This is a genomic window from Nocardioides ginkgobilobae, from assembly GCF_054781275.1.
The window spans coordinates 108736-134979 of record NZ_BAAGUS010000008.1 but is presented as its reverse complement, the minus strand read 5'-3'; the positions used below and the strand labels follow the sequence as shown (position 1 = coordinate 134979).

Sequence of the window (26244 nt, the reverse complement as noted above, 5' to 3'; positions counted from 1 at the left end):
CTCTGCAACCGTCTCGAAACCCCGTGATGTCCGCCGTCCGCACCCCCGACGAGCGGTTCGCCGACCTGGCGGGGTGGAGCCGGGAACCGTCGTACGCCGAGGTCGAGGCCGGCGACGGCTCCGGCCCGCTCCGCATGGCGTACGTCGACGCCGGTCCGTCCGACGGGCCGACCGTCCTGCTGCTGCACGGCCAGCCGACCTGGTCCTACCTCTACCGGCACGTCATCGACGTCCTGGTCGCCGGCGGCGCGCGCGTCGTCGCGCCCGACAACATCGGGTTCGGACGCTCCGACAAGCCGGTCTTGCCCTACGACTACACGCTGGCCCGGCACGTCGGTTGGACCCGCTCGCTCGTCGCCGGGCTCGACCTGCGCGACGTGACGCTGGTCTGCCAGGACTGGGGCGGCCCGATCGGGCTGTCCGCGCTGGCGGCCGATCCCTCGCGCTACCGGGCCGTGGTCGCCGCCAACACCATCCTGCACACCGCCTCGCCCGACCTGGCCGGTCGGCTCACCTGGGCCGTCCACGGCGAGGGCGAGTCGCGGGTGGTCATCGAGGAGTGGCTGCTGGACTACCTCCTGCACACCCAGCGGGCCGCGCGCCTGCGCGCCTCCGACTTCGTCGCGGGTGGGACGGCGGTCCGGCCGTCGAAGGAGGTGCTGGCGGCGTACGACGCCCCGTTCCCCTCGGAGGAGCACTCGGCGGGGCTGCGGCAGATGACGGCGCTGCTGCCGCTGACCCGCAACGACGTGGGCGCCGAGATCGGTCGCCGCACGATGGCGTTCCTGGGGGAGTGGGAGCGACCGTTCCTGACCTGCTACTCCGACGGCGACCCGGCGACCCGTGGTTGGGAGACGGTGTTCCGCGACCACGTCCCGGGAGCGGCCGGGCTGCCGCACCGGGTCCTGGAGGGAGCCGGGCACTTCCTGCAGGAGGACGCCGGCCCGGAGTTCGCGCGGAACGTGCTGGACCTGCTCGGCTGAGGTGTGCCTGGATGGGCGCATGACCGGTGTGCGGACCGTCCAGGTGACCTTCGACTGCGCCGACCCCCGCGGGGTCGGGGAGTTCTGGCAGGAGGCGCTGGGCTACGTCACGCCGCCCGTGCCGCCCGGCTTCGACAGCTGGGACGACCTCGACGCCTCGCATGGTCGAGGGTCAACCCGGCGCTGCTCGTCGAACGGCTGCATGAAGCCGACCGTACCCAGACGCGGCAGCAGCGGACGTTCCTGGACGCGGACACCGTGGAGCGGCATGCTGGATGGGCGGCACTGGTGGCCGCATCTCGGATCCAGCGCACGCTCGGAGGCGTGATGAGTTTCGACATCTCGCTCACAGGCGACACCGGTCAGCGGTCTCGCTGCGAGCAATGTGGAGCAACGGGCTCATGCTCGTACACCCCCATGGGACGCCTGCTGTGCGGCTCCTGCCAATCAGCGTTTTCCGCTGGAGTCGTCACCGCGGGAATGACCGGTGGCTCCGGGGCGTCAAGCGACATCGGTGAAGCCGTCGTTGTCGAAGGATTCTTCCGGCGGCTCACGGCGCGGTTCCGCAAGCGCTGAGGCCAGACTGCGGCACAAGGGCGCGCGGGCAGCGCACGTGAGGCGGCATCTGCGGATCCAAGCCGTCGGTCGTAGCCAAACGGTCATAAGGGCTCGCTCGTCGCCGAGGTGAGGCGTTCCCAAGCGGCGGGTGCGTGGCCAGCCGCGCGGTATGACCGTCTGGCTACGTCAGCGACCGCGCTCTCCACGGCATGAGAGTGCCCTCCGGTGGCGTCCAGCGACTGTCCCTGTGAGGTCTCAGGAGACCGGTGACAGTTGTGGATCGGGACATCGGTGACAGTTGATGTCTCAGGACTTCGGTGACAGTTCGGGCGGTCGGGTTCGTTGGCCTGGTCGGCGGCCGTTGCCGACGTAGCGGACCCCGACTGGTGGGCGGGTGAGTTCGGCGAGGATCTGGCCACCGAGGTCGGTGACGGTCAGGGTGTCACCGGGATCGGTCCCGTTGGTGATGACCAGGACCTGCTTGAAGGCATGGGTGACGTCGAGTTTGTAGACGACCCGGTCCACGCCGATGGTGCCGCCGCTGTTGACGGTGCGGATCTTGGTGTCCGGGTCCAGGTTCTCGGGAACTGTGGGCCGCGGGCGGCGCACCGGCTTTGAAGGCTCGAAGATCGGCCGGTCGGGCTTCGGGCGAGGCGGTCTGCTTTGAGGGTGGCCCGCCAGGCCGTTTCGGGTGTCACGCGCCCCGGGAGCCCTTGGTGGGGGCGTTCGGTGTTGTAGATGACGTCGAAGGCGTCGACCTGGGCCTGTAGTTCGGCTAGGTCCTCGGCGAGGGGTTGTTTGTCGAGGTAGCGGAACAGGGTCTGGTGGAACCGTTCGTTCTTGCCCTGGGTGGTCGGATTGTAGGGCTTGCCGGTGATCGCATCGACGCCGAGTTCGGCCACGTGCGCCACGAGCTGGCCCAGGAAGCCGCGTCGCGTGGGGTTCAGGGCGCTGCCGTTGTCTGAGAGCAACCGCTGCGGCACCCCGTGGGCCGCTACGGCCTTATCGAAGACCGCGATCGCGTCCTTGGCCTTCTCGCCCCAGGCGACGTGGGAGGCGACTGCGTAGCGGGAGTGGTCATCGATGAGCTGGAAGATCACGCACGTGCGTCCCCGAGTCAGCACGTACTCGGTGGCGTCGAGCTGCCAGCAAGCGTTCGGGGCGGGGTAGACGAAGCGGCGCCACGAGGAGCGGGGCTTCTTCTTCGGCTCTGCGCGTGCGACACCTGCTTCGCGGAAGATCCGACCCAACGCAGCGATCGAGGGCACCACCGGCATCCCCATCGCTCGCATCTTGTCGTGCACGCTGATCGGGCCGTGGTCGAGCCCGGAGGCCTCGAGCGCGGCCCGCACTGCGACCGCCTGCTTCTTCACCTCCTCGGTCAGCTTGGTCGGCGATGTGGCCGGTCGTTTCGACTTCGGCTCCAGCACCGCAGCCGGCCCTTCCTCGCGAGCGCGTCGCCGCAGCTCGTAGAACGACTTGCGACTGATGCCGTGCTCGGAGCAGAACGTGGACACCGCGCCGCGTGGAGCATCAGCCGGCGACTGGGAGATAGCGAGGCGGACACGGGGATCGATGGGTGCGTTGGCTGCCACCACCGCAGCCTGAGGACCGAAGTGTCACCACCAAGATCCTTCGAAGTGTCACCGATGTCCCGATCCACAACTGTCACCGGTCTCCTGAGACATCACACCAGCGACTGTCCCCAAACTCTTGCGATTCGAACGGATGTTCGAATAGAATGGAGCATGGACTCGACCACCAGTCTGCAGGGCCTGCGGGAGCAGGTGCTCAGTCGCGCACGGGCGGTAGGAGACACGGATCTGGTCGACCGGGACGTCGCGGCGGTAGAGCTCTTGAGTGAGCTGGAGTCGTTGAAGAACACGATCGCTGCGGCCCAGGCGTCGCTAGCGGTGACTCTCAAGGAGTCGCGGATCGCTGGGCGTGCGCACCAGCCGGCCGCTACCCGGGAGCGGGGGATCGGCGCGGAGGTCGCGCTGGCGAGGCGGGAGTCGCCGCACCGGGGCGGCATCCACCTGGGGTTGGCGGTGGTGCTGTGCGCCGAGCTGCCGCACACGTTGGCGGCGATGGAGGCGGGCTGGTGCTCGGAGTGGCGAGCGGTGCAGGTCGCGCAGGGCACGGCGTGCCTGTCGCTGGCCGACCGCACGAGCATCGACACGGAGCTGATGGCGGACCCGGCGACGACGCAGGGTTGGGGTGATCGGCGGTTCCGGGCGGAGGTGGACCGGCTCGCGTACGCCGCGGACCCGGTCGCGGCTGTCGAGCGCCGCGCCAAGGCGGTCGCTGAGCGGCACACCAGCCTGCGCCCGGCACCGGACGGGATGACCCGGTTCAGCGCGGTGCTGCCGCTGGAGCAGGGTGTCGCGGTCCACGCCACCCTGGGCCGGGCCGCGGACACCGCACGTGTGGCGGGGGACGAGCGCGCACGTGGTCAGGTGATGGCTGACGCGCTGGTCGCGGCCGTCCTCGGGAACCGGGAGGGAGCAACCGACCAGCGCGCCGGCTCGGTCGCGGAGTCGGTCGCGGCCCGGGCCGGCACCTGGAACACGACGGTCGCCCCGACCGCACCGCGGGCGCCGGTGGTGCCGGTCGCGGTGCAGGTGACGCTCTCGGACGCCACCCTGTTGAACCTGCCCGGCGAGGCGGGTGACGAGCCCGGCTGGGTCGCCGCACCCGGCGTAGCCCCGGTCCCGCTGCCGGCCGAGGACGTCCGCGACCTGGTCGCCTGCGCGAGCAAAGCGGGCTTGGCCAGCCTGCGGCGCCTGTACACCGACCCCGGCGGGCAGCTGGTCACCATGGAGTCCCGCTCCCGGACGTTCCCCGCCGGCTTGGCCCAGTTCCTGGCCGTGCGCGACCGGTCGTGCCGCACGCCGTACTGCGACGCACCCGTCCGCCACCGCGACCACGTCACTCCGTGGGCCGACGGCGGCGCCACCACCGCGGAGAACGGCCAGGGGCTGTGCGAGGCCTGCAACCAGGCCAAGGAAGCCACCGGCTGGATCGCCCAGGTCACCGACACCGACCCCCACGAGGTCGAGACCACGTCGCCCAGCGGCCACCGCCACCGGTCCCGGGCGCCAGGACTCCCGCCACCACGTGCGCACCTGAACCGGCTCGAGATCTACCTCGCCGACATCGTCCTCGCCGCCTGAGCACGCCTTCCCGCGCCCTCCTAGGCTCTCCGTCGTGCCCACCGTGAGCGCCCTGCACGTCGCGAAGGCGACCCGCCTCCCCATGCGCGCCGTCGAGAGCGTCGAGATCGAGGCGGGCAAGGGGATCGTGGGCGACCGCTACCACGGGACGAAGCACCGCCACGTCACCGTGCAGAGCCAGGACGACCTCGACACCGCCAGCGGCATCCACGGCGCGGAGGTGCGCGCCGAGCTGACCCGGCGCAACATGACGATCAGCGACGGGCCCGTGCCCCGCGAGCCGGGCGCCCGCATCCGGATCGGCGAGGTCCTGCTGGAGGTCGTCCGCGTCGCCGCACCCTGCAAGCTGCTCGACGACACCATCGGCCGCGGCGCCCAGGAGGCCCTGCGGCGGCGCGGCGGGTCGGTCTGCCGCGTGCTGGAGGGCGGGGCGGTCTCGCTCGGGGACCCGGTCGAGCTCGTCGCGCGACCCGCGTCCGGGTGACGTGACGAGCCGGACCCGGGTGCCAGGATCGGCCGCATGGCGATCGACCCGCGAGGCACGGACCTCAAGCGCTACCTGGCCGAGGACCCCGGCGGCCCGGTGGTGATGCTCAACCTGCTCCGCTTCACCGAGGACGGACGCGCCTCCTACGAGCAGTACGCCGCCGCCCTGGAGGAGACCTTCCTGCCGCGCTACGGCGCCGAGGTGCTGTACGCCGGTGACGGCTCGACCACGCTGGTGGCTGAGCCCGGCCAGGACTGGGACGTGGTGCTGCTCGTGCGCTACCCCTCGCGGCAGGCGTTCAGCCAGATGGTGGCCGACCCGGAGTACCAGCAGGTCACGGCGCTGCGCAGCGGGGCACTGACCGAGGCGGTGCTGCAGGCGACCGTCCCCTGGACCTGAGGCAGGGCGGCGTCACGCCTCCGCGTGCAGCCGCTCCCCGAAGAACTCCAGCACGCGGTCGACGGCCACCTGGGAGCGCTGCTCGGTCACGACCGAGTGCCCCTTGCCCGGCAGGTCGACGCGGATGAAGCCGTCGCCCAGCTCGCGGTCGAGGGTGTCGAAGCGGGTGCCCGTGAGCGGGTCCGAGGCGTACTGGATGCCGAGGACCGCGCAGCCGCCCGCCGCCCGGCGGCGTACGACCTCGAGGTCGGCGGGGGAGAGGTTCACGTCGGCCGAGCGCGCCTTGCCGACCGTGAAGGGCACCGACGGCTGGCACAGCACGGGCGCGGCGACCGAGTCGTCGACCATCATCGCGAGCGCGAACCCACCGGTGAAGCACATGCCGAGCGCGCCGACGCCGGGCCCGCCGAGCTCGGCGTGCAGGTCACGGGCGAGCGAGCGCAGCCAGCCGGCGATCGGCGTCGTGACCCCGGTGGCGAGCTTGGTGAACTCCGAGCTGATGCAGACCTGCGCCATCGCGCGGGCCACGTTGACGCCGTTCCAGTCGCCGCCCGCCTTCCCGAACAGGTGCGGCAGGACCACGGTGTAGCCCGCGTCCACGAGCTCCTGGCCGAACCCGATCACCGACGGCGTCGGTCCGGGGATCTCGTGGATGACCACGACGCCCGGGCCGCTGCCCTTGCGGTACGTCGGGTGGCTGGTGCCCTCCCAGGTGTGCTCGCCCCGGGTCCAGCTGTCGAGGATCGTCATGCCCGCACCCTAGGGCCCCGCACCCCAGGGGTGGCCGGGTTCCGCGGACGGGGTGCCTACGCTCGCGAGGTGGCAGCCTCCCGGGTCCGACTGGTCCTCCCGCACCAGCTCTTCGAGCAGCACCTCTCCGCCGCCGACGGCACCGTCTTCGTGCTCCTCGAGCACGACCTGCTCTTCCGGCAGTACCGCTTCCACACCCAGAAGCTCGTCCTGCACCGGGCCTCGATGCGTCGCTTCGCCACGCGCCTGGAGGAGGCGGGGTACGCCGTCGAGCGGGTCGACACCGACGGCCGCACCACCTCCGCGGCCGCGCTGCGGCGGGTCATCGACGGGCTCGGCGGCCGGGGGGACGTCCACGTGACGGCGTACGACGTCGTGGACGACTGGCTCTCGCGCGACCTGGAGCCCTTCGTCGACGAGTGGCTGGAGACCCCCAACTTCCTCTGCACGCGCGACGAACTGGCCACCCACTTCGATGGCGTCAGCGGACCGCGGGGCCGCCGGGCGCGGATGCAGCACTTCTACTCCTGGCAGCGCCAGCGCCTCGACGTGCTCGTCACGGACTCCGGTGACCCCGTCGGCGGCAAGTGGTCCTTCGACGAGGACAACCGCAAGAAGCTGCCCAAGGGCCACCCGGTCCCCACCATCGACCGCCCCGGCCAGGGCGAGCGGCACCCCGAGGTCGAGGAGGCGATCGCGTGGGTCAAGCGGTCCTTCCCCGACAACCCCGGCGACGCCGACGCGTTCGCCTGGCCGACCTCGCACGCCGAGGCGCGGGCGATGCTCCGCCAGTTCCTCGACGAGCGGTTCGAGGAGTTCGGCCCCTACGAGGACGCCATCTCCGCCCAGCACCCCCACCTGTTCCACGCGCTGCTGACCCCCGGTCTCAACATCGGGCTGCTGGACCCGCGCGACGTCCTGCAGGGCGCGCTGGAGGCGGGGGAGCAGGGCGACGTGCCCCTTGCCAGCCTCGAGGGCTTCGTGCGCCAGGTGATCGGCTGGCGGGAGTACATGCGGGCCACCTACGTCCTGTGGGGGCGGAAGATGCGCACCCGCAACCACCTCCAGCACACCCGGCCGCTCGCCGAGGGCTGGTGGACGGCGAAGACCGGCCTGGAGCCCGTGGACCTGGTGCTGGAGAGGGTGCTGGAGCACGGCTACGCCCACCACATCGAGCGGCTGATGGTGCTCGGCAACGCGCAGTGCCTGCTGCGCACCGACCCGGACGCGGCGTACGAGTGGTTCATGGAGCTCTTCGTCGACGCCTACGACTGGGTGATGGTGCCCAACGTCTACGCCATGTCGCAGTTCGCCGCGGGGGAGTCGATCACGACCAAGCCCTACGTCTCGGGGTCGAACTACCTGCGCAAGATGAGCGACCTCCCGCGCGGGGACTGGGAGGGCGACTGGGACGCGCTCTACTGGACGTTCGTCCGGGACCACCGCGAGGTCTTCGAGCGAAACCCGCGCAGCGGCTTCGCCGTCCGCACGTACGACGGCTTCGACCCCGCCAAGAAGGCGACCCTCACCCGCCGCGCCGCGCCGTGGCTGGGCTGAGCAGGAGCCGCTCGGGCTAGGTTCGGGTCATGACCTCGGACGGCTCGGGAGCCCTGGACGACGACGGCCTGCGACGTGCGCTGCAGCGGCTGGTCAAGCAACTGCTCAAGGAGGAGCCGGAAGCGGGTCGACGTGGGGACGACCTGATGCCGATTCTGGACACGCACCTCGGGATCGACGCCGACCAGCTGCCCGTCGTCGTTGAGCCCGTCGCCAGCCACCGCTGGGCAGACACCGACCTGGCGATGGAGGCCCTGACCTCCCGCGACCCGGATGCCCGGCTGATGGGCGTCGGCGGCGGAGAGCAACGCCACCACAACTCGCTGGGCGACCTGATGGCCCAGGCCGAGTGGGGTCGGTTCCGCTCCGGCCAGGTCGACCGCCTCAACGTCGCGACCGGCCCGGACTCCGAGCGGGCGACGGTCGGCTTCGGTCTGCACCTCTTCCGGCACCACGGTGCACCCCTGGTGGTCGTGCAACGGGTCGGCAACCCGCAGTACGGCTCGTCCTCGCGCCTGGAGGTGCTGGCCACCCAGCCCGAGGCCGCCACGGCGTTCCTGGCCGAGCTCCGCGAGGAGGCGATGCGTCGCAGCGTCCTGCGCGGGCAGGTGGTCAGCTTCGGGGGCAATCCCTACGAGCGGGCCATGGCCGAGCTGACGTTCCACCACCGTCCCGACGTCCCCGTCGACCGGGTGGTCCTGCCCGCCGGGACGCTGGAGCAGGTGCGGGCCCACGTGATCGGCCTGGCCGAGCACCGCGACCGGCTGCGCGAGCAGGGGCAGCACCTCAAGCGCGGCATCCTGCTCTACGGGCCACCCGGCACCGGCAAGACCCACACCGTCCGGCACCTGGTGGGCGCCGCGGCCGACGCGACGGTGGTGCTGCTGACCGGGACGCAGATGGCGCACGTGGGCGCAGCCGCCCAGATCGCCCGGGCGCACCAGCCGGCGATCGTCGTGATCGAGGACTGCGACCTCATCGCGGAGGACCGTGACCACCACTACGGCGGCGGACCCTCGCCGCTGCTCTTCTCCCTGCTCGACGCGATGGACGGGCTGGACGAGGACGCCGACATCGTCTTCCTCCTCACCACCAACCGGGCCGAGGCGCTCGAGAAGGCGCTGGCGCAGCGACCCGGCCGCGTCGACCTCGCCGTCGAGGTCCCGCTGCCCGACGAGACGGCGCGGGCTCGTCTCGTCCGGCTGTACGGACCGACCCTCGAGCTCGGCGACGCTGCCGTCGCCCAGGTCGCTCGTGAGTCGGCGGGCACGACCGCGTCGTACGCCAAGGAGCTGGTGCGCCGCACGGTGCTCAACGCCGCGCTGGCCGGTCACGCGCCCGGCGATGCCGACCTGGTGGCGGCCAACGCAGAGCTGCAGTCCGACACCGAGGCGCTCACGCGCTCGCTGCTCGGCTCCGGGGCAGCACACCATGACTGACCGATCGTGGCTCGAGGATCCGGACTCGGTCGAGGACTGGAGCCCGGTGAAACGTCGCCTCCTGTTCTGGCGGCTGGTCAGGATCTCCGCGGGCCTCCTCCCCCTGTGCCTGGTCACGACCGTGCTCTACGGGCGGCTGGCCGCCACCTCCGACCAGGAGCTGTTCTGGATCGGCCCGGCGCTCGGTCTGCCGGCGCTGGCGCTGGCCGTCGTCGGCGTGTGGCGAGGCTTCCGCATGATCGACTCGCCGGACCCCGCGCAGACCGGCCCGTACTGGTTGCTCCTGCTGTCCGGGGTCATGGCGCTCCTCGGGCTGGTGCTGCCGGGCTACCTCTACGCCTGAGTCGGGCTCGCGCCTGGCAGGCTGGCCCGATGCCGAAGCTGCACTCCCTCGAGCTGGTCCCCGACGACGCCGGCCGGGCGGCGGTCCGCGCGCTGTGGGACGCGCTGCGCGGGGCGGGCCTGCCGAGCCAGGCCGACCACACCGGCGCGAGCAACCAGCCGCACGTGACGGTGGTCGAGGCCGAGGACCTGCCGGACGCAGCCATCGACGTGGCGCGGGCGCGGCTGCGCGGGATGCTGCCGGTGACGGCCACCGCCCGCGGGCTCCTGCTGCTCGGCGGGGGGAAGGTCACCGTCGCTCTGGGCGTCGACCTCGACGACGACGTCGTTCGCCGCGTGCTGGCCGTGCGCGTGCAGGTGCCCGACCGCGCGCACCGCGGCTGGCTGCCGCACGTCACCCTGGCCCGCCGCGTGCCGCGGGCCGACCTGGCCCGCGCGCTCGAGGTGGTCGGGACGCCCGAGCTCGAGCTGCGGCTCACCGAGGTCCGGCGCTGGGACCCCGAGCGGGGCCACACCACCACGCTCTAGACGAGCTCCTTGCGCAGGTGCACGTCGGCCTGGCCGACGACCGGCAGGTCCTGCCAGCGGAACAGCTCGACGTACCCGTGCCGCTCGTAGAACCCCGGCGCCTGGAAGGTGAACGACGTTGTGAAGACGTGGGTGCAGCCCCGCGCCCGCGCCTCGGTCTCGAAGGCGTCGAGCAGCCGCGCCCCGGTGCCGTCGCCGCGCCGGTCGCCGCGCACCCACGTCATCCCGATGCCGGCCGCGACGCCCCAGGTCCAGCCGCTGAGCCCGCCGACGAGCCCGTCGTCGTCGTGCAGCTGGACCGTCAGCTCGCGGGCGGCGGGCGTGCCGGTCGTCGCCGCGGCGTTCACCTCGTCGAGCTCGTCGGAGAGCCGCTGGTCGAGGTCGGGGTCGCCGTCGCCGACGAGGATCTGATCCCTCTGCTCGCTCACCCGACGACCCTCTCACCGTCGTCCCCGCTGGCTAGGGTCGGGCCGTGGCCGACCTCGTACCCGACCTCCAGCTGACCCCGACCGAGCAGCGCGTCCTCGGCAGCCTGCTGGAGAAGCAGGTGACGGTGCCGGCGTCGTACCCGCTCACGCTCAGTGCGCTGCGCACCGCGTGCAACCAGACCTCCAGCCGCGAGCCGGTCATGGACCTGGCCGAGCAGGAGGTCGAGCAGACCGCCAAGGGGCTCAAGGAGAAGGGCGCCCTGCGGATCGTCTGGTCCGACACCGGTCGCCGGACCCTGAAGTACCACCAGGTCCTGACCGACCTGCTCGACCTCGAGGACGACGAGCGCGCCCTCCTCACGGTGCTGCTGCTCCGCGGACCACAGACGCCCGGCGAGCTCCGGCCGCGCACCGAGCGGCTGCACGCCTTCGAGGGGCGCGACGACGCGGAGTCCTGCCTGGTCGGGATGGCCGAGCGCGGGTTCGTGCGCCGGCTCGAGCGGCGGCCCGGTGACCGGGACCACCGCTGGGTGCACCTGCTGGGGCCCTCGGGTGCCCCGGAACCGGCCCCTGGTGCGGCGGTGGACCGCGAGGCGCCGATCGCCGACTCGCCCGAGGCGCGCGACGAGCGGGTCCGGGCGACGTACGCCGCCGTCGCCGAGGTCTACGCTGACACGCTGACCGACGAGCTTGACCACCTGCCGTTCGAGCGCTGGCTGCTGGAGCGGGTCGCGGCCGAGGCCGACGGCCCGGTCGTCGAGGTCGGCTGCGGGCCGGGCCACGTCACGGCCCACCTCGCCGCCCTGGGTGCCGAGGCCCGCGGGCTCGACCTCACGCCGGAGATGGTCGCGGTGGCGCGCTCGCGCTTCCCCGGAGTCCGGTACGACGTCGGCGACCTGCGCCGGCTCATGCGGCCCGAGTCCGCGGCCGGCTGGGGCGCGGTGCTCGCGTGGTACTCCCTCATCCACCTCGCCGACTCCGAGCTGCCCGGCGCCCTCGAGGCACTGGTCCGTCCGCTCGCCCCGGGCGGCCTGCTGGTGCTCGCGATGCAGGCCGGTGACGACGTACGCCGGATCAGCGAGTGGCACGGCGTGGAGGGGCTGGCCCTTGACCTGGTCCACCGTGACCCGGACGCGGTCCTCGGTCTCGTGGCGGCCGCCGGCCTCACCGACGTCGAGTGGTTCGTGCGCGGACCGCTGAGCGGCCTCGGTGAGACGGCCCGCCGCCTCTACGTCCTGGCGCGCCGACCCTGACGTGTCCGCCAGCGGACGTCATACGTTCCGCGGGGGCGGACGTCCCGACCGTATGACGTCCTGTTAGCCCGGTCGGGGACGTCATACGGCCCGCGGGAGTGCACGTCCCGCCCGTATGACATCCCGTGCGCGTCAGGCCAGGTCGACGGCGCAGTCGGCGAGGACCGGCGAGCCGTCGCGCTCGCCACCGGCGATGGTGGCCGAGGCGACGATCCGCCCGTCCTCGTGCCAGCCCTGCACCCGGATCGTCTCGCCCGGGAACACGACGCCGGCGAAGCGCGCGCCGAAGCCCGAGACCCGCGTGGCGTCCCCGCCCAGGAGCGCGTCGGTGAGCTCGCGCAGCACGATCCCGTAGGAGCACAGCCCGTGCAGGATCGGCGCCGGGAAGCCGGCGGCCTTGGCGAAGTCGGGGTCGGCGTGCAGCGGGTTGCGGTCGCCGCAGAGGCGGTAGAGCAGGGCCTGCTGCGGCGTGACGGCGTACGACGTCTCGCAGTCCGGCGCGCGGTCCGGCACCTCGACCGCGGTGCTGGTGCCGCGGTCGCCGCCCCAGCCGCCCTCGCCCTTGACGAAGATCGAGGAGCGGACCCGCCACAGCTCCTCACCGCTGGGGGCGGTGGCGACGCCCTCCTGCCAGATGACCGCGGCCTTGCCCTTGTCCCACACGTCGGTGAGCGTCGTGCGGATCGTGGCGGTGCCCGAGGTGGGCAGCGGCGCCGCCAGGGAGATGGACTGGGCGCCGTGGACCACCTGCGCGAGGTTGATGTCGCAGCCCGGGAGGTCCAGCGGCGGCGGGTCGGTCATGTGGAAGGTGGGCACGACCACGCCGAAGGACGGCAGCACCTGCAGCGCGGGGCCGTCGAGGGTGTAGCGCAACGCGTCGGGCGAGAGGTTGTCGCCCGGCTTCGAACCGGCCCCGATCCCGAGGTGGTAGAGCAGGACGTCGCTCTCGGTCCAGGAGAAGCTCGTCTCCCCGACGGGGGAGCCGATGGCGACGGACGGGTCGATGGGCATCAGGCGGTCTCGCTCTCGATCGGGACGGCGGCCGGAGCGGTCGCGGACGCCGCGATGTCGTCCGCGGCCAGGTAGCCGAAGACCAGTGCGGGGCCGATCGTGCCGCCGGGGCCGGGGTAGGTGTGGCCCATGACCGCGGAGGAGGCGTTGCCGGCGGCGTACAGGCCGGGGATGGGGGAGCCGTCGGGGCGCAGCACGCGGGCGTGCTCGTCGGTGACCAGGCCGCCCTTGGTGCCGAGGTCGCCCGGGACGATCTTGACCGCGTAGAACGGGCCCTGGTCGATCACGCCGAGCGAGGGGTTCGGCTTGACGGTGGGGTCGGAGTAGTACTTGTCGTAGGCGGACTCGCCGCGGCCGAAGTCGGCGTCGACGCCACTGCGGGCGAAGCCGTTGAACCGCTCGACGGTGGCCTCGAGCTCGGCGGCGGGGACCCCGATCTGCTCGGCCAGCCCGGCGATGGTGGAGGCCTTCTTGATCGTGCCGAACTTGTACCAGCGACCGGGGAAGGGCTGGCGCGGGAAGAGCCCGGCGAACAGGTAGCGGTTGCGGTAGCGGGTGTCGATGATCATCCAGCTGGGCACGTGGCCGACACCGGTGGCCTCGCCCTCGTAGATCTTGTGGGTGGCCTCGACGTAGGGGAGCGCCTCGTTCATGTAGCGCTTGCCCGCCTGGTTGACGATGATCGAGCCGGGCAGGTTGCGCTCGGCCAGGCAGAACCACGGGCCGCTCGGGAGCGGGATGGTCGGACCCCACCAGGAGTCGTCCATCAGGCCGACCTCGGCACCGGCCGCGATCCCGGCCAGGATGCCGCCGCCGGTGTTGAACTGCGAGCCGGTGGTCCACTCGACCGAGGTGGGCTTGGGCTGGTACTTCTCGCGCATCTCCAGGTTGCGCTCGAAGCCGCCGGAGCCGATGACCACGCCGCGCCGTGCGCGGACCGTCTGCGAGGCGCCGTCGCGGGTCACGACGACACCGGCCACCCGGCCGTCCTCGAGGAGCAGCTCGGTGAGCTCGGCGCCGTGGACGACCGGGACGCCGGCGTCCATGAGGCCCTTGCGCAGGCCGATGGCGATGGCGTTGCCCATGCCGAAGAGCCGCTGGCGCCGGATGCCGGCCAGCGTGCGTCGCAGCAGGACGCGCAGCATCGTGATCGGGCCGCCGAGGGTGCGCAGGCCCAGGCTGATCTTCCGGAAGTCGCGCTGCAGCACCACCATGTTGGCCGGGGCCTTGGTGTACTGCGGGTGCAGGCGCTCGAGCTCGGCGCCGATGATGCGCCCGTCGATCGGGTCCGGCTCGACCGAGCGCCCGCGGGCCCGGCCGCCCGGCTGTTCGGGCTGGTAGTCGGCGTACTCCGGCACCCAGCGGAAGCGCACGGGGGAGTGGTCGCGGATGAAGTCCATGACCTCGGGCCCGCGCTCGAGGTAGGTGTCGCGGCGCTGCTTGGGGACCACGTCGCCGACGATCGCGTCGAGGTAGGTCTTGGCGTCCTCGATGCCGTCGGACTCCCCGGCCGCACGCAGGGCGTAGTTGTCGGGGATCCAGACGCCGCCGCCGCTGCGGGCGGTGGACCCGCCGAAGTAGTCGCTCTTCTCCAGCAGCACGGTGTCGAGGCCGTGGGCGGCGGCCCGCAGGGCCGCGCTCATCCCGGCCGCGCCGGCGCCCACGACGACCACGTCGACCTCGGTCGGCAGGGGGGTTTCCTGGGTACCCGTCATGGCGCGAAACTGTAACAGGTTCTAGTATCCAGGGGTGACGTCCAGCGATGCTGTTGCCGACCGGATCCGCGCCGCCAGCGAGCGCCTGGTCCGGGCCCAGGAGACCCGCACCCCCTGCGCCCCCGTCCGGGACCTGATCGGGACCGAGGACCTCGACGCGGCGTACGCCGTGCAGAGGGGCGTGGTCGAGCGTCGCCTCGCCTCGGGCGCGGTCGTGGTGGGTCGCAAGATCGGGGCCACCTCGAAGGCGGTCCAGGACCAGCTCGGGGTGGACCAGCCCGACTTCGGCTACCTCCTCGACGACATGGACGTCAGCGCGCACGACCCGATCTCGATGGCCGGGCTGCTCCAGCCCCGGGTCGAGGCCGAGGTCGCCTTCGTGCTCTCCCAGGACATCGACCCGGGCAGCCCCGACGACATCACCCTCGAGGCGGTCCGCGAGTCCGTCGAGGTGGCGCTGCCCTCGTTGGAGATCGTCGACTCCCGCATCTCCGGCTGGGACATCGGCTTCACCGACACCGTGGCCGACTGCGCCTCGAGCGGTCTGTACGTCGTGGGCCGCGACGCCCGCACGCTGGCCGAGCTCGAGCCGCGCGACGTGGACATGACGCTCGCCATCGACGACGAGGTCCGCTCGAGCGGCAACGGCGCGGCCTGCCTCGGGGACCCGCTCGAGGCGCTGCGCTGGCTCGCGGTGCAGGCCGCCCGCTTCGGCGACCCGCTGCGCAAGGGCCACCTCGTGCTCTCCGGCGCGCTCGGCCCGTTCGTGCCGTTCGCGCCCGGCGACCGGGTTGTCGCCACGATCAGCGGCTTCGCCCCGCTGGCCGTCACCTTCACCGACTGACCCGCACCACCAGACCTGCTGAACCGCACGAAGAACCAGGGAGACCCATGACCGAGAACAAGCTGACGGCGGCGATCGTCGGACCGGGGAACATCGGCACGGACCTGATGTACAAGCTCATGCGCTCGGAGGTGGTCGAGCCGCGCTGGATGATCGGCGTCGACCCGTCGTCGGAGGGGCTCAAGCTGGCTGCGGCCCAGGGTCTGGAGGCCAGCCACGAGGGCGTGGACTGGCTGCTGAAGCAGGACGTGCTGCCCGACCTGATCTTCGAGGCCACGTCTGCCTACGTGCACCGCGAGTACGCCCCGCGCTACGAGGAGGCCGGCATCCGGGCGGTCGACCTGACGCCCGCCGCCATCGGCCCCGCAGTGATCCCGCCGGTCAACGGCGAGACCCACGTGGACGCGATGAACGTCAACATGATCACCTGCGGTGGCCAGGCCACGATCCCGATGGTCGCGGCGGTCTCCCGGGTCGCCCCGGTGTCGTACGCCGAGATCGTCGCCTCGGTGTCCTCGATGTCCGCGGGCCCCGGCACGCGCGCCAACATCGACGAGTTCACCCGCACCACCTCGGCCGGGGTGCGCGACATCGGCGGCGCGACCGAGGGCAAGGCGATCATCATCCTGAACCCGGCCGAGCCGCCGATGATCATGCGCGACACCATCTTCTGCGCCGCCGACCCCGACGCCGACCGGGACGCGATCATCGCCTCGGTCCACGCGATGGAGAAGGCCGTCCAGGAGTACGTGCCGGGCTACCGCCTGCTGCAGGAGCCGCAGCTCGACGAGCCGTCGGCCGCCACCCGCGGCGCGCTGAAGGTCTCGATCTTCGTCGAGGTCGAGGGCGCGGGCGACTTCCTGCCGCCGTACGCCGGCAACCTCGACATCATGACCGCCGCGGCCGCCCGCGTCGGCGACAACATCGCCCGCTCGATCCTGGCCGGAGGCACGAAGTGAACGACCTGAACACCCTCACCCGCACCTGGTCCGGCACCCACGGTACCGAGCCGTTCGGCGAGATCGACCTGCGGCTGACCGACACCTGCCTGCGCGACGGGTCGCACCACAAGCGCCACCAGTTCACCGCGACCGAGGTCCACGACATCGTCGAGGCACTCGACTCCTCGGGCATCCCGGTCATCGAGGTCACCCACGGCGACGGCCTGGGCGGCTCCTCGTTCAACTACGGCTTCTCCCGCACCCCCGAGCAGGAGCTGATCCGGATCGCCGCGGAGACCGCGAAGCGCGCCAAGATCGCCTTCTTGATGCTCCCGGGCGTCGGCACCAAGGACGACATCCGCGCCGCGCAGGACAACGGCGGCCAGATCTGCCGCATCGCCACGCACTGCACCGAGGCCGACACCTCGATCCAGCACTTCGGGCTGGCGCGCGAGCTGGGTCTGGAGACCGTCGGGTTCCTCATGATGTCCCACACCCAGGCCCCCGAGGTGCTCGCCAAGCAGGCGCGGATCATGGTCGACGCCGGCTGCCAGTGCGTCTACGTCGTCGACTCCGCCGGCGCGCTGATCATGGAGCAGACCAGCGACCGGGTCGCCGCGGTCGTCGCCGAGATCGGCGACGTCGCCGACGTCGGGTTCCACGGCCACGAGAACCTCGCCCTCGGTGTCGCCAACACCGTCGCCGCGGCGCGCGCGGGTGCGACCCAGATCGACGGGTCGGTCCGCCGCTTCGGCGCCGGAGCCGGCAACACGCCCCTCGAGGCGTTCATCGGCGTCTGCGACAAGCTCGGCTGGCGCACCGGCGTGGACTTCCTCCAGATCGTCGACGCGAGCGAGGACGTCATCAAGCCCGCGATGCCGGAGGAGTGCGAGCTCAACCGGATGACGCTGATGATGGGCTACGCCGGGGTCTACTCCTCCTTCCTCAAGCACGCCGGCAACGCCGCCGAGCGCTACGGCGTCTCGGGCGCGAAGATCCTGCTCGAGGCCGGGCGCCGCAAGCTCATCGGCGGCCAGGAGGACCAGCTCATCGACATCGCCCTGCTGCTCAAGGCCGAGCAGGACAAGCAGGCCGCCAACGCCTGAGACACCTCTCACCCCCGATGTCCTTGGCCAAAACTGGAACGTGTTCTAGTCTTGGTGCAACAGGTTCCACCGACCCAGGAGTTGTGCGATGTCCCAGGCAGTCCTCGACGGCGTCCGCGACCTGCTCCCGACCTTCCGGGAGCGAGCCGAGGAGACCGAGGCACTCCGTGTTGTGCCGGAGTCCAACATCAAGGAGCTGGAGGAGACCGGCTTCTTCCAGCTGCTCCAGCCCAAGCGGTTCGACGGCTTCGAGTCCGACCCGGTGGACTTCTACACCGCGGTCCGCGACATCGCGAGCGCCTGCGGCTCGACCGGCTGGGTCTCCAGCGTGGTCGGCGTGCACCCGTGGCAGGTCGCCCTGTTCGCCGACGAGGCCCAGCAGGCCGTCTGGGGCGAGGACACCAAGACCCGCCTCTCCTCCTCCTACGCCCCCACGGGCAAGGCGACGGTGACCGAGGGCGGTTACATCCTCAGCGGCAAGTGGAGCTTCTCCTCCGGTGCCGACCACTGCCAGTGGGTGCTGCTCGGTGGGCTCGTCTTCACCGAGGAGGGCCAGATCGTCGACTTCAAGACGTTCATGGTCCCGCGCGACAAGTACACGATCATCGACGTCTGGAACATGGTCGGCCTCGCCGGCACCGGCTCGAACGACATCCTGGTCGAGGACGTCTTCATCCCCGAGGCCTTCACCCTCTCCATGGGCGAGACCGGCCAGTGCCGCGGCCCGGGCCAGGAGCAGAACACCTCCGACCTCTACAAGCTGCCCTTCCACTCGATCTTCACGGGCACCATCACCACGCCGATCATCGGCATGGCGATGGGCGCCTACGAGGAGCACATCGAGATGCAGCAGAAGCGCACCCGCGCCGCCTACCTCGGTGAGAAGGCCAGCCTCGACCCGTTCGCCGCCGTGCGCATCGCCCGCGCCTCGAGCGAGATCGACGCCGCCTGGGCCCTGCTGGTCAACAACATCCGCGAGGAGCAGGACTACGTCGCCAAGGGCGAGAAGATCCCGCTCAAGACCCGGCTCAAGGTCCGCCGCGACCAGGTCATCGGCTCGCAGCGCGCCATCGAGGCCATCGACTCGCTGTTCGAGGCCTCCGGCGGCCGGGCCCTGACCAAGGGCACCTACCTCCAGCGTGCGTGGCGCGACGCCCACGCCGGTCGGGTGCACGCGGCCAACGACCCCGAGCGCGCCCTGCAGATGTTCGGCGCCCACGAGTTCGGGCACAAGATCGACCCGGGGATGTACTGATCACATGACCTTCACCAAGGAGGACACCCGCCGCACCGTCGCGGTGAAGACCGAGGCGGCGGGTGACCTCTCCCTGGCCTACTACGAGGCCGACGCCCGGGGCGACGACGCCGGCAAGGCCGAGCGCCTGCCGCTCGTGATGCTGCACGGCGGCGGCCCCGGGGCCTCGTCCTGGTCCAACTTCGGGCCGGCGCTGCCGGGCTTCGCCGAGGAGTTCCGCACCCTGCTGGTCGACCAGCCCGGGTTCGGCGCCTCCGACAAGCCGCCGGTGGTGGGCAACTACTACCGCTTCTCCGCCGACGCCGTCGTGGCCCTGCTCGACCAGCTCGGCATCGCGAAGGTGCACCTGCTCGGCAACAGCCTGGGCGGCGGTACGGCGATGCGACTGGCGCTGTCCCACCCCGAGCGGGTCGGCCGGCTGGTGCTGATGGGACCGGGCGGGCTCTCGCTCAACCTCTTCCACGCCGACCCCACCGAGGGCGTCCAGCGACTCATGGACTTCGGCGCGGAGCCGACCCGCGAGAAGCTGCGCGCCTTCATCTCCTGCATGGTCGTGGACCAGTCCCTGGTCACCGACGAGCTGGTCGAGGCGCGCTTCGCCGACGCCACGGCCCCGGGTGCCCAGGAGGCCATGCGCTCCATGGGCATGTCCTTCTGGAACCCGGAGACCGCTGAGGACGGCATGCTCTGGCGCGAGGCGCACCGCCTGCGCAAGCACACCCTGCTCACCTGGGGGCGCGAGGACCGCGTCAACCCGCTCGACGGCGCGATGGTGGCCCTCAAGACCATCCCGCGCGCCCAGCTCCACGTCTTCCCCAACTGCGGCCACTGGGCGCAGATCGAGGCCGCCGAGGAGTTCCGCGAGGTGGCGACCGCCTTCCTCGCGCGCCACGTCGAGCGCACCCGCTGACCGCAGTCTCCGCCTCGGGAGGGGCGCACCGATGATCGACATCAAGTCCATGGGCTACGTCCGGGTCTCCAGCACCGACCTCGACCAGTGGCGCACCTTCGCCGGCAAGGTCCTCGGCCTCGCCGAGGGTCGCGGCCCGACGCCCGGCCACCTCTACTACCGCATCGACGAGGTGTCGGCGCGGCTCGTGGTCGTGCCGGGCGAGGTCGACCAGCTCGACTGCGTCGGGTGGGAGGTGGCCGACCACCGGGCCCTCCAGGAGTGCCGCGAGCACCTGCAGAAGGCGGGCGTGGACTTCGTCGAGGGCACGAAGGAGGAGCTGGACGAGCGCCGCGTGCAGGAGCTGGTCCGGTTCACCGACCCCTTCGACAACGTCTTCGAGCTGTTCCACGGCATCACCTACGAGGCCCGTCCCGTCGTGACGCCGTACGCCGCGAGGTTCGTCACCGGCGACCAGGGGATGGGTCACATCGTGCTGCCGGTCACCGACGACGTGGAGGCCCTGCGCTTCTACACCGACGTCCTGGGCTTCCGGCTGCGCGACTCCATGAGCATGCCGGGCGAGTTCGTCGGCAAGGAGCCCGGCTCGAAGGTGTGGCTGCGCTTCCTGGGCGTCAACCCGCGCCACCACTCGCTGGCGTTCCTGCCGATGCCCAACCCGGCCAAGTGCGTCCACATCATGCTCGAGGTCGACGAGCTCGACGACGTGGGTCGAGCGCTCGAGCGCGTGCGCAAGCACGGGGCTCCGCTCTCGGCGACGCTGGGCAGGCACATGAACGACGAGATGGTCTCCTTCTACGTCAAGAGCCCGGCAGGCTTCGACGTCGAGTTCGGCACCGACGGCCTGCGGGTCGAGGACCGGTCGTGGGTCGCGCGCGAGTCGACCGCGGTCTCCTACTGGGGCCACGACTTCGGCGGCGGTCGGTAGACCCCGTCGTGCTGGAAGGCATCGAGGTACCTAGGCTGGCACGCATGGAGTCCCACGAGATCCCCGAGGGCATGCGCGCGGACGCACGCGCCACGTGGCCCAGCCCCGAGCTGATCGACTCCTGGCTGGGCGACTCCCTCTTCGGGCTGCGCCCCGGCGACGAGGTCGAGGTCCCGGCCGACGACGGGGAGGCCGTGGCTGCCGCCCGGCGCTTCCGCGACGTGCTCTCGCAGTTCGCCTCCGGCGTCACGGTGGTGACCTCGATGAGCGGCGGTGAGCCGGTCGGCATGACCTGCCAGTCCTTCTCCAGCGTCTCGCTCGACCCGCCGCTGGTCACGTTCATCCCGGCCAAAGCCTCGCGTGCGTGGCCGCTGATCCACCGCTCCGGCAAGTTCTGCGTCAACGTCCTGGCCGCCGACCAGGACTGGCTGTCCAACCAGATGGCCAGCCGCGGTGCCGACAAGTTCGCCGGCGTCGACTGGGTGCCGACCGAGGCGACCGGGTCGCCGCTGATCCGCGGGACGCTCGCGCACCTGGACTGCACGATCCACGCGGTCCACGAGGCCGGTGACCACTACATCGTGGTGGGCCGGGTGCAGGCGCTGGAGACCGGCGACGTCGAGGACCCCCTGCTCTTCTTCCGTGGTCGCTACTCGACCACGGAGCGGGTGACCGACGGGGCCTGAGAGAGCCAGCACGCAACTCCCAGGCACCGCAGAGCCCCCCAAGCCGGCTGACGCCCTCCGGGGGTGGGTAGAGGACCCAGCCGTCGGCCCGGGTCGATCCCGCGTGCTGCGCGGGCCCTGGGCCATGACAAGAAACTAGGCGGGGGCACACCACACGTCCGCCACCTCGACCTCACGTAGGCACCACGGCTCGGCAACAGCTGCCGGGAGGGCGGTGTTGCCGAGCCGTGGGGTGAGGTCGCCGGCGTGGGGGCGGGGCCGGGGGTCGTTGCCCGGCTAGGGCAGCACCAGCGCGGCGCGGTGCTCGTGGGGCGCCCCGAAGAGCCGTCCGAGCGCGTGCGCTCGCTTGAAGACCAGGTGCGCGTCGTGCTCCCAGGTGATGGCGATGCCGCCGTGCATCTGCACGGTCTCGGCCGCGACCCGGGCCACGGCCTCGCCGACGTAGGACTTCGCGGCGTGCACGACCTGGCCGGCCTCGGGGTCGCCGGAGGCGACGGCGTACGCCGCTCCCCACGACGCCGAGCGGGACATCTCCAGGAGCACCAGCATCTCGGCCATCCGGTGCTTGAGCGCCTGGAAGGAGCCGATGGGGCGGCCGAACTGCACACGGTCCTTGCTGTAGGCCACCGTCATGTCCAGGCCGCGCTGGGCACAGCCCACGGCGAGTGCCACGGCGCCGACCGCGCCCACGAGGTCGGCACGCTCGACGGCCGGTGCCGCGGACCCGATGCGGGTCGCGCCCGCGGTGTCGACGGTCAGGCTGCCCAGCCGAAGGGTCTGGTCCATGGAAGGGGTCCAGGTGGCCGCGGCGCCCGGGACCTCCAGCAGGTCCGCGCCCGAGGCGACGACCAGGACGTCGGCGAGGTCGGCGTCCAGCACGACCCGTGCGTGGCCGTCGACGAGGACCGCGAAGGCCCCGACCTCACCGGCGGCCAGGCGGGGGAGCAGGCGCGCCTGCGCGTCGCTGTCCGCGCCGGCCAGGACCGCCTCGGCGGTCACCAGGGAGGAGAGCATCGGCACCGGCGCGAGGGCGCGACCCAGCTCCTCGAGCACCAGCACGGCCTCGACCAGCGAGGCGCCGACGCCGTCGTGCTCCTCCGGGACGGCCAGCGCCGCGATCCCGATCTGCTCGCACAGGAACCGCCACAGGTCGGCGTCGTAGCCGGCCTCCGAGGCGATCGCCGCCCGCACGGCCCGGCTGTCGCAGCGCTTGTCGAGCACCGCGCGGACGGTGCTGACCAGCTCGGTCTGCTCCTCGGAGAGAGAGAGGTCCATCAGCGCACCTCCGCCCCGGTGCCGGTCAGCTGCTGGAGCAGCCGCTCCCGGTGGAAGGACGCGGTGCCCCACGCGCCGACCAGGGCGCGGATCCGACCCAGCCACAGGCTCAGGTCGAACTCCTGGGTGTAGCCGATGGCGCCGTGGACCTGCAGGCCCGTGCGCGAGGCGAGGTACGCCGCGTCGCCGGCCGCCACCTTGGCGGCCGACACCGGCACGTCGCCGAGGGCCGCACCCAGCACCAGAGGTCGGGCGAAGTCGAGCGCGATCCGCACGTCGGCCAGCGCGTGCTTGATCGCCTGGTACGACCCGATCGGGCGGCCGAACTGGGTGCGCTGCCCCACGTAGGTCACCGAGTCGGCCAGCACCCGCTCCCCGGCACCGAGGAGCTCGGCGGAGCAGGCCAGCACGGCCAGGTCGAAGGCCTCCTGGTGCAGCGGGGCGCCGGAGCCCTCGGAGTCCTCGACCCGGAACAGCCGGCGCGTGCGGTCCACGGAGCCCAGCGGGTCACCGATCGACGCGCCGCTCGGAGCCGGGTCGCCGCCGACGTACACCGCGTCGGCGACGTCGGCGTCCAGCGCGAGGGGCACGTGCGGGGGGACGACGGCGGTCGCGACCCCCTCGACCTCGTGGCCCAGCAGCACCGGGAGGAAGGCCGCGGACTCGATCCACGGGCCGGGCACGACGTGCCGGCCGATCGCCTCGAAGGCGATCGCCACCTCGACCGGCGAGGCCTCGGTCGCCAGGGAGGTCACGCCGAGGTCGGCCAGCCGCTTCCACAGCCCCAGGCCGGGGGCGTGGTCGCCCTCGGCCCAGGCGCGGGCGGCCGCCACCGTGCCGGCGCCGGCGAGCAGGGACTCCAGCGCGGACGCGAAGTCGCGCTGGTCCTCGTCGAGCTCGAACCTCACGTGACTGCCCCCTTCGACTCGGGCTTGGGCTGGTGGGCCTTCGGCTCGCGGGGGAGCCCCAGGATCCGCTCCGCGACGATGTTGCGCTGGACCTCGTTGGTGCCCGCGTAGATCGGCCCGGACAGCGAGAAGGTGTAGCCGTCGAGCCAGGTCGACTCGACCTCGCCCTCGGGGCCGAGCAGGTCGAGCGCGGTCTCGTGGAGGGCCACGTCGAGCTCGGACCAGAAGACCTTGTTGACCGAGCCCGCTGCGCCCATGTCGCCGCCGTCGCGCAGCCGCGTCACGGTGCCCCAGGTGTAGAGGCGGTAGGCCTGCGCGGCGATCCACGCGTCGACGACCCGGTCGCCGGCGGCGGCGGGCGCGTGCGGCGTACGCCGGTAGAGCTCGAGCAGCCGGTCGGCGGCGGCGCAGAACCGGCCGGGGGAGCGCAGGGAGAGCCCGCGCTCGTTGCCGGCGGTGCTCATGGCCACCCGCCAGCCGTCACCGACGCCGCCGAGCACGTCGGCGTCGGGGACGAAGACCTCCTCGAAGAAGATCTCCGCGAAGCCCGCCTCGCCGTCGAGCTGGGCGATCGGGCGCACGGTGATGCCGGGGGCGTCGAGCGGGAAGAGGAAGTAGGTGAGCCCGGCGTGCTTCTGCGCCTCGGGGTCGGAGCGGAAGAGCCCGAAGCCCCAGTGGGCCAGCGCCGCGCGGGAGGACCAGGTCTTCTGCCCGTTCAGGACCCAGCCGCCGCGCTCGTCGTCGCGCCGCGCGGTCGAGCGCAGGGAGGCGAGGTCGGAGCCGGCCTCCGGCTCGGACCAGCACTGCGCCCAGACCTGCTCGCCGGTGGCCATGCTGGGCAGGAAGCGCTGCTGCTGCTCGGGGGTGCCGTGCTCGAAGAGGATCGGGGCGAGCAGGAAGATGCCGTTCTGGGAGACCCGGCCGGGGGCCCCGGCACGGTAGTACTCCTCCTCGAAGACCACCCACTCCACGAGCGAGGCCTCGCGGCCGCCGAACTCCCGGGGCCACGACACCACCGAGAAGCGGGCGTCGGCGAGCGTGCGCTCCCACTCCTGGTGCCGCGCCCAGCCCTCGGGGGTGTCCATGGAGGGGAGCGGCTCGGCCGGGACGTTCTCGGCGAGCCAGGCCCGGGCCTCGGCCTGGAACGCCAGCTCGGACTCGGACAGGTCCAGGCTCATGGTCTCGTTCATCGCAGATCCTTCTTCAGCACCTTGCCGGACAGGTTGCGCGGCAGCGCGCCCGTGAACTCCACCTGTCGCGGCACCTTGAAGTTCGCCAGGTGCTCCCTGGCGAACGAGGCGACGACCTCGTCGGTGAGGTCCTCGCCGGCGGGGGTCGCGGCCCGGACGACGAAGGCCTTGCCCACCTCGCCCATCCGCTCGTCCGGGACCCCGACCACGGCGACGTCCGCCACGCCGTCGAGGCGCATCAGCTGCTGCTCGACCTCGGCGGGGTAGACGTTGAAGCCGCCCGAGATGTACATGTCCTTGAGCCGGTCGGTGATCCGCAGGTTCCCGGCCCCGTCGAGGACGCCCACGTCGCCGGTGTGCAGCCAGCCGTCGCCGTCGATCGCCTCGGCCGTGGCCTCCGGGTCGTCGAGGTAGCCGAGCATCACGAAGTCGCCACGCACGAGGAGCTCGCCGCTGCCGTCCTCGCCGGGGGAGTCGATCCGCGTCTCCATGCCGGGGATCGCGCGGCCGCACGTGGTGGCCACGAGCTCGGCCGGGTCGCCGTCGCGGGCCATCGTGACGACCACGGCCTCGGTCATCCCGAAGGCGGTGACGACCTGGTCGATGCCGAGCCCCTCGGGGGCGGCGGCGCGCATCCGCTCGATGAGCACGACCGGCACCACGGCGGCGCCGGTGACGGCGAGGCGGAGGCTGGAGAGGTCGCGCTCCGCGCGGCCCGGCGCGGCCAGCAACGACTGGTAGATCGTCGGCGCGCCGGGGAGGACGGTGATCCGCTCGGTCTCGATCAGCCGCATGGTCTCGTCGAGGTCGAAGGTCGCCACCGGGTAGAGGGTGGCGCCGGTGAGAAGGCCGACGAGGATGCCGATCTTGTAGCCGAACGAGTGGAAGAATGGGTTGACCACGAGGTAGCGGTCGTCCTGCCGGACGCCCCCGAGCTCGGCCCACGCGCGGGCGACACCGATCGACTGGCGGTGCGCGGACATCGCGCCCTTGGGCTTCCCGGTGGTGCCCGAGGTGAACAGGACGTCGGCGACGTCGTCGGTGGTGACCGCGTCGGCCCGCTCCTCGACCTCGGCTGCCGGCACCTGCTCGCCGGCCTGCCGCACCCGAGCGAGGTCGGCCAGGTCGACGATCGCCTCGGGGGCGTCACCGCCGCGGGCGGCGGCCAGCTCCGCACGCTGGCTGCGGCCCAGGAAGCCGTCGGCCAGCACCACGACCGGGGCCGCGGTCCGGGCGACCAGGTCCGCGACCTCCGCGCCGGTGTAGCGGGAGTTCGCGGGGACGAGCACGCCGCCGGCGTACGTCACCGCGAGGGCCGTGACGGCCCAGTCGATGCTGTTCGGTGCCCACAGGACGACCCGGTCGCCGACGCCGAGGCCGTGGGCCACCAGGCCTCGGGCCACCGCGCGCACCTCGTCGAGGAGCGCGGCGTGGGACAGGGTGCGGTCGCCCTCGACGTACGCCGGGTGGTCGCCGAAGCGCGCCGCAGCGGCGCGGAGCACCGCGGGGATGGTCTGCTCTGTGATCACGCTGATCGACGTCGCCTCTCACTCAACCAAGCAAGTGCTTGGTAGGGTA

The 26244-nt window shown here is 72.1% G+C and carries 25 protein-coding genes and 1 pseudogene; 17 read left to right on the top strand and 9 right to left on the bottom strand.

What is annotated here, in order from left to right:
- Positions 1-26: 26 nt before the first annotated feature.
- Positions 27-983, top strand: a complete 957-nt coding sequence (locus ACYVID_RS09955) for a haloalkane dehalogenase (RefSeq protein WP_460736552.1) — start codon at positions 27-29, stop codon at positions 981-983.
- Between the two features lie 19 nt (positions 984-1002).
- The gene (locus tag ACYVID_RS09950) at positions 1003-1311 is read left to right on the top strand and encodes a VOC family protein (RefSeq protein WP_460736551.1); all 309 of its coding nucleotides are present in this window, start codon (positions 1003-1005) and stop codon (positions 1309-1311) included.
- A gap of 880 nt (positions 1312-2191) precedes the next feature.
- Here the strand turns inward: ACYVID_RS09950 and ACYVID_RS09945 are convergent.
- A pseudogene (locus tag ACYVID_RS09945) lies at positions 2192-3136 on the bottom strand (integrase core domain-containing protein); the annotation flags it as partial.
- Positions 3137-3289: 153 nt separating this feature from the next.
- Here ACYVID_RS09945 and ACYVID_RS09940 point away from each other — a divergent pair.
- The 3 genes from ACYVID_RS09940 to ACYVID_RS09930 are packed head-to-tail and all read left to right on the top strand — an operon-like array spanning position 3290 to position 5600.
- Positions 3290-4714: an HNH endonuclease gene (locus ACYVID_RS09940; protein WP_460736550.1), complete on the top strand. Its 1425-nt coding sequence runs from the start codon at positions 3290-3292 to the stop codon at positions 4712-4714.
- 34 nt (positions 4715-4748) lie between these two features.
- The gene (locus tag ACYVID_RS09935; RefSeq protein WP_460736549.1) at positions 4749-5198 is read left to right on the top strand and encodes an MOSC domain-containing protein; all 450 of its coding nucleotides are present in this window, start codon (positions 4749-4751) and stop codon (positions 5196-5198) included.
- 36 nt (positions 5199-5234) lie between these two features.
- Positions 5235-5600 (top strand): DUF1330 domain-containing protein, encoded by a 366-nt coding sequence (locus ACYVID_RS09930; protein WP_460736548.1) that lies wholly within the window; start codon positions 5235-5237, stop codon positions 5598-5600.
- A gap of 12 nt (positions 5601-5612) precedes the next feature.
- Here the strand turns inward: ACYVID_RS09930 and ACYVID_RS09925 are convergent, their stop codons facing one another.
- The gene (locus ACYVID_RS09925) at positions 5613-6350 is read right to left on the bottom strand and encodes a dienelactone hydrolase family protein (protein ID WP_460736547.1); all 738 of its coding nucleotides are present in this window, start codon (positions 6348-6350) and stop codon (positions 5613-5615) included.
- 69 nt (positions 6351-6419) lie between these two features.
- Between ACYVID_RS09925 and ACYVID_RS09920 the strand changes: the two genes are divergently transcribed.
- The 4 genes from ACYVID_RS09920 to ACYVID_RS09905 are packed head-to-tail and all read left to right on the top strand — an operon-like array spanning position 6420 to position 10216.
- Positions 6420-7907: a cryptochrome/photolyase family protein gene (locus tag ACYVID_RS09920; protein ID WP_460736546.1), complete on the top strand. Its 1488-nt coding sequence runs from the start codon at positions 6420-6422 to the stop codon at positions 7905-7907.
- A 29-nt stretch (positions 7908-7936) separates the two neighbouring features.
- The gene (locus ACYVID_RS09915; protein ID WP_460736545.1) at positions 7937-9346 is read left to right on the top strand and encodes an AAA family ATPase; all 1410 of its coding nucleotides are present in this window, start codon (positions 7937-7939) and stop codon (positions 9344-9346) included.
- Positions 9339-9689 carry a hypothetical protein gene (locus ACYVID_RS09910; protein WP_300641726.1) on the top strand — a complete coding sequence of 117 codons (351 nt, stop codon included), beginning with the start codon at positions 9339-9341 and terminating at the stop codon, positions 9687-9689. The genes ACYVID_RS09915 and ACYVID_RS09910 overlap by 8 nt, the downstream gene beginning before the upstream one ends.
- A 29-nt stretch (positions 9690-9718) precedes the next feature.
- On the top strand, positions 9719-10216 hold the full coding sequence (locus ACYVID_RS09905; protein WP_460736544.1) for a 2'-5' RNA ligase family protein: 498 nt from the start codon (positions 9719-9721) through the stop codon (positions 10214-10216).
- Here ACYVID_RS09905 and ACYVID_RS09900 read toward each other — a convergent pair.
- Positions 10213-10644 carry a GNAT family N-acetyltransferase gene (locus ACYVID_RS09900; protein WP_460736543.1) on the bottom strand — a complete coding sequence of 144 codons (432 nt, stop codon included), beginning with the start codon at positions 10642-10644 and terminating at the stop codon, positions 10213-10215. The two genes, ACYVID_RS09905 and ACYVID_RS09900, sit on opposite strands and share 4 nt — an antisense overlap.
- Positions 10645-10688: 44 nt before the next feature.
- On the opposite strand from ACYVID_RS09900, the gene ACYVID_RS09895 reads away from it, so the two are divergent.
- Positions 10689-11897, top strand: a complete 1209-nt coding sequence (locus ACYVID_RS09895; RefSeq protein WP_460736542.1) for a DUF480 domain-containing protein — start codon at positions 10689-10691, stop codon at positions 11895-11897.
- A 132-nt stretch (positions 11898-12029) separates the two neighbouring features.
- On the opposite strand, the gene ACYVID_RS09890 is transcribed toward ACYVID_RS09895, so the two are convergent.
- Together ACYVID_RS09890 and kstD are read right to left on the bottom strand one after the other, a co-directional pair.
- Positions 12030-12908, bottom strand: a complete 879-nt coding sequence (locus ACYVID_RS09890; protein WP_460736541.1) for a MaoC/PaaZ C-terminal domain-containing protein — start codon at positions 12906-12908, stop codon at positions 12030-12032.
- Positions 12908-14623 (bottom strand): 3-oxosteroid 1-dehydrogenase, encoded by a 1716-nt coding sequence (kstD, locus tag ACYVID_RS09885; RefSeq protein WP_460736540.1) that lies wholly within the window; start codon positions 14621-14623, stop codon positions 12908-12910. The genes ACYVID_RS09890 and kstD overlap by 1 nt, the downstream gene beginning before the upstream one ends.
- A 34-nt stretch (positions 14624-14657) precedes the next feature.
- On the opposite strand from kstD, the gene ACYVID_RS09880 reads away from it, so the two are divergent.
- From ACYVID_RS09880 to ACYVID_RS09850, 7 genes are all read left to right on the top strand, one after another.
- Positions 14658-15467: a 2-keto-4-pentenoate hydratase gene (locus ACYVID_RS09880; RefSeq protein ID WP_460736539.1), complete on the top strand. Its 810-nt coding sequence runs from the start codon at positions 14658-14660 to the stop codon at positions 15465-15467.
- A 47-nt stretch (positions 15468-15514) separates the two neighbouring features.
- Entirely contained in the window at positions 15515-16426 is a 912-nt protein-coding gene (locus ACYVID_RS09875; RefSeq protein WP_460736538.1) for an acetaldehyde dehydrogenase (acetylating), read from the top strand.
- A complete protein-coding gene (dmpG, locus tag ACYVID_RS09870) occupies positions 16423-17514 on the top strand; it encodes a 4-hydroxy-2-oxovalerate aldolase (RefSeq protein WP_460736537.1) in 1092 nt (363 codons plus the stop codon). Before ACYVID_RS09875 ends, dmpG begins: the two co-directional genes overlap by 4 nt.
- Positions 17515-17602: 88 nt before the next feature.
- Complete coding sequence (gene hsaA / locus ACYVID_RS09865; protein WP_300641742.1) at positions 17603-18769, top strand: 3-hydroxy-9,10-secoandrosta-1,3,5(10)-triene-9,17-dione monooxygenase oxygenase subunit; 1167 nt, start codon at positions 17603-17605, stop codon at positions 18767-18769.
- A 4-nt stretch (positions 18770-18773) separates the two neighbouring features.
- Positions 18774-19679, top strand: a complete 906-nt coding sequence (gene hsaD, locus ACYVID_RS09860; protein WP_460736536.1) for a 4,5:9,10-diseco-3-hydroxy-5,9,17-trioxoandrosta-1(10),2-diene-4-oate hydrolase — start codon at positions 18774-18776, stop codon at positions 19677-19679.
- A gap of 31 nt (positions 19680-19710) precedes the next feature.
- Positions 19711-20607, top strand: coding sequence for an iron-dependent extradiol dioxygenase HsaC (gene hsaC, locus ACYVID_RS09855; protein WP_460736535.1), 897 nt, complete (start codon positions 19711-19713; stop codon positions 20605-20607).
- Between the two features lie 44 nt (positions 20608-20651).
- Positions 20652-21293, top strand: a complete 642-nt coding sequence (locus ACYVID_RS09850; protein ID WP_460736534.1) for a flavin reductase family protein — start codon at positions 20652-20654, stop codon at positions 21291-21293.
- 276 nt (positions 21294-21569) lie between these two features.
- On the opposite strand, the gene ACYVID_RS09845 is transcribed toward ACYVID_RS09850, so the two are convergent.
- From ACYVID_RS09845 to ACYVID_RS09830, 4 genes are read right to left on the bottom strand one after another with little or no spacing between them, the layout of a single operon-like run.
- Positions 21570-22568, bottom strand: coding sequence for an acyl-CoA dehydrogenase family protein (locus ACYVID_RS09845; RefSeq protein ID WP_460736533.1), 999 nt, complete (start codon positions 22566-22568; stop codon positions 21570-21572).
- Positions 22568-23476, bottom strand: a complete 909-nt coding sequence (locus ACYVID_RS09840) for an acyl-CoA dehydrogenase family protein (RefSeq protein ID WP_460736532.1) — start codon at positions 23474-23476, stop codon at positions 22568-22570. The genes ACYVID_RS09845 and ACYVID_RS09840 overlap by 1 nt, the downstream gene beginning before the upstream one ends.
- Entirely contained in the window at positions 23473-24666 is a 1194-nt protein-coding gene (locus ACYVID_RS09835) for an acyl-CoA dehydrogenase family protein (protein WP_460736531.1), read from the bottom strand. Before ACYVID_RS09835 ends, ACYVID_RS09840 begins: the two co-directional genes overlap by 4 nt.
- The gene (locus ACYVID_RS09830; protein WP_460736530.1) at positions 24663-26195 is read right to left on the bottom strand and encodes a FadD3 family acyl-CoA ligase; all 1533 of its coding nucleotides are present in this window, start codon (positions 26193-26195) and stop codon (positions 24663-24665) included. Before ACYVID_RS09830 ends, ACYVID_RS09835 begins: the two co-directional genes overlap by 4 nt.
- Positions 26196-26244 lie beyond the last annotated feature (49 nt).

Coding starts and splice junctions, on each gene's coding strand:
- ACYVID_RS09850 (WP_460736534.1), top strand. CDS start 20,652: ATGGAGTCCCACGAGATCCCCGAGGGCATGCGCGCGGACGCACGCGCC.
- ACYVID_RS09950 (WP_460736551.1), top strand. CDS start 1,003: ATGACCGGTGTGCGGACCGTCCAGGTGACCTTCGACTGCGCCGACCCC.
- ACYVID_RS09905 (WP_460736544.1), top strand. CDS start 9,719: ATGCCGAAGCTGCACTCCCTCGAGCTGGTCCCCGACGACGCCGGCCGG.
- ACYVID_RS09875 (WP_460736538.1), top strand. CDS start 15,515: ATGACCGAGAACAAGCTGACGGCGGCGATCGTCGGACCGGGGAACATC.
- kstD (WP_460736540.1), bottom strand. CDS start 14,623: ATGACGGGTACCCAGGAAACCCCCCTGCCGACCGAGGTCGACGTGGTC.
- ACYVID_RS09955 (WP_460736552.1), top strand. CDS start 27: ATGTCCGCCGTCCGCACCCCCGACGAGCGGTTCGCCGACCTGGCGGGG.
- ACYVID_RS09845 (WP_460736533.1), bottom strand. CDS start 22,568: ATGGACCTCTCTCTCTCCGAGGAGCAGACCGAGCTGGTCAGCACCGTC.
- ACYVID_RS09925 (WP_460736547.1), bottom strand. CDS start 6,350: ATGACGATCCTCGACAGCTGGACCCGGGGCGAGCACACCTGGGAGGGC.
- ACYVID_RS09835 (WP_460736531.1), bottom strand. CDS start 24,666: ATGAACGAGACCATGAGCCTGGACCTGTCCGAGTCCGAGCTGGCGTTC.
- ACYVID_RS09915 (WP_460736545.1), top strand. CDS start 7,937: ATGACCTCGGACGGCTCGGGAGCCCTGGACGACGACGGCCTGCGACGT.
- hsaD (WP_460736536.1), top strand. CDS start 18,774: ATGACCTTCACCAAGGAGGACACCCGCCGCACCGTCGCGGTGAAGACC.
- ACYVID_RS09910 (WP_300641726.1), top strand. CDS start 9,339: ATGACTGACCGATCGTGGCTCGAGGATCCGGACTCGGTCGAGGACTGG.
- hsaC (WP_460736535.1), top strand. CDS start 19,711: ATGATCGACATCAAGTCCATGGGCTACGTCCGGGTCTCCAGCACCGAC.
- ACYVID_RS09940 (WP_460736550.1), top strand. CDS start 3,290: ATGGACTCGACCACCAGTCTGCAGGGCCTGCGGGAGCAGGTGCTCAGT.
- ACYVID_RS09890 (WP_460736541.1), bottom strand. CDS start 12,908: ATGCCCATCGACCCGTCCGTCGCCATCGGCTCCCCCGTCGGGGAGACG.
- hsaA (WP_300641742.1), top strand. CDS start 17,603: ATGTCCCAGGCAGTCCTCGACGGCGTCCGCGACCTGCTCCCGACCTTC.
- ACYVID_RS09930 (WP_460736548.1), top strand. CDS start 5,235: ATGGCGATCGACCCGCGAGGCACGGACCTCAAGCGCTACCTGGCCGAG.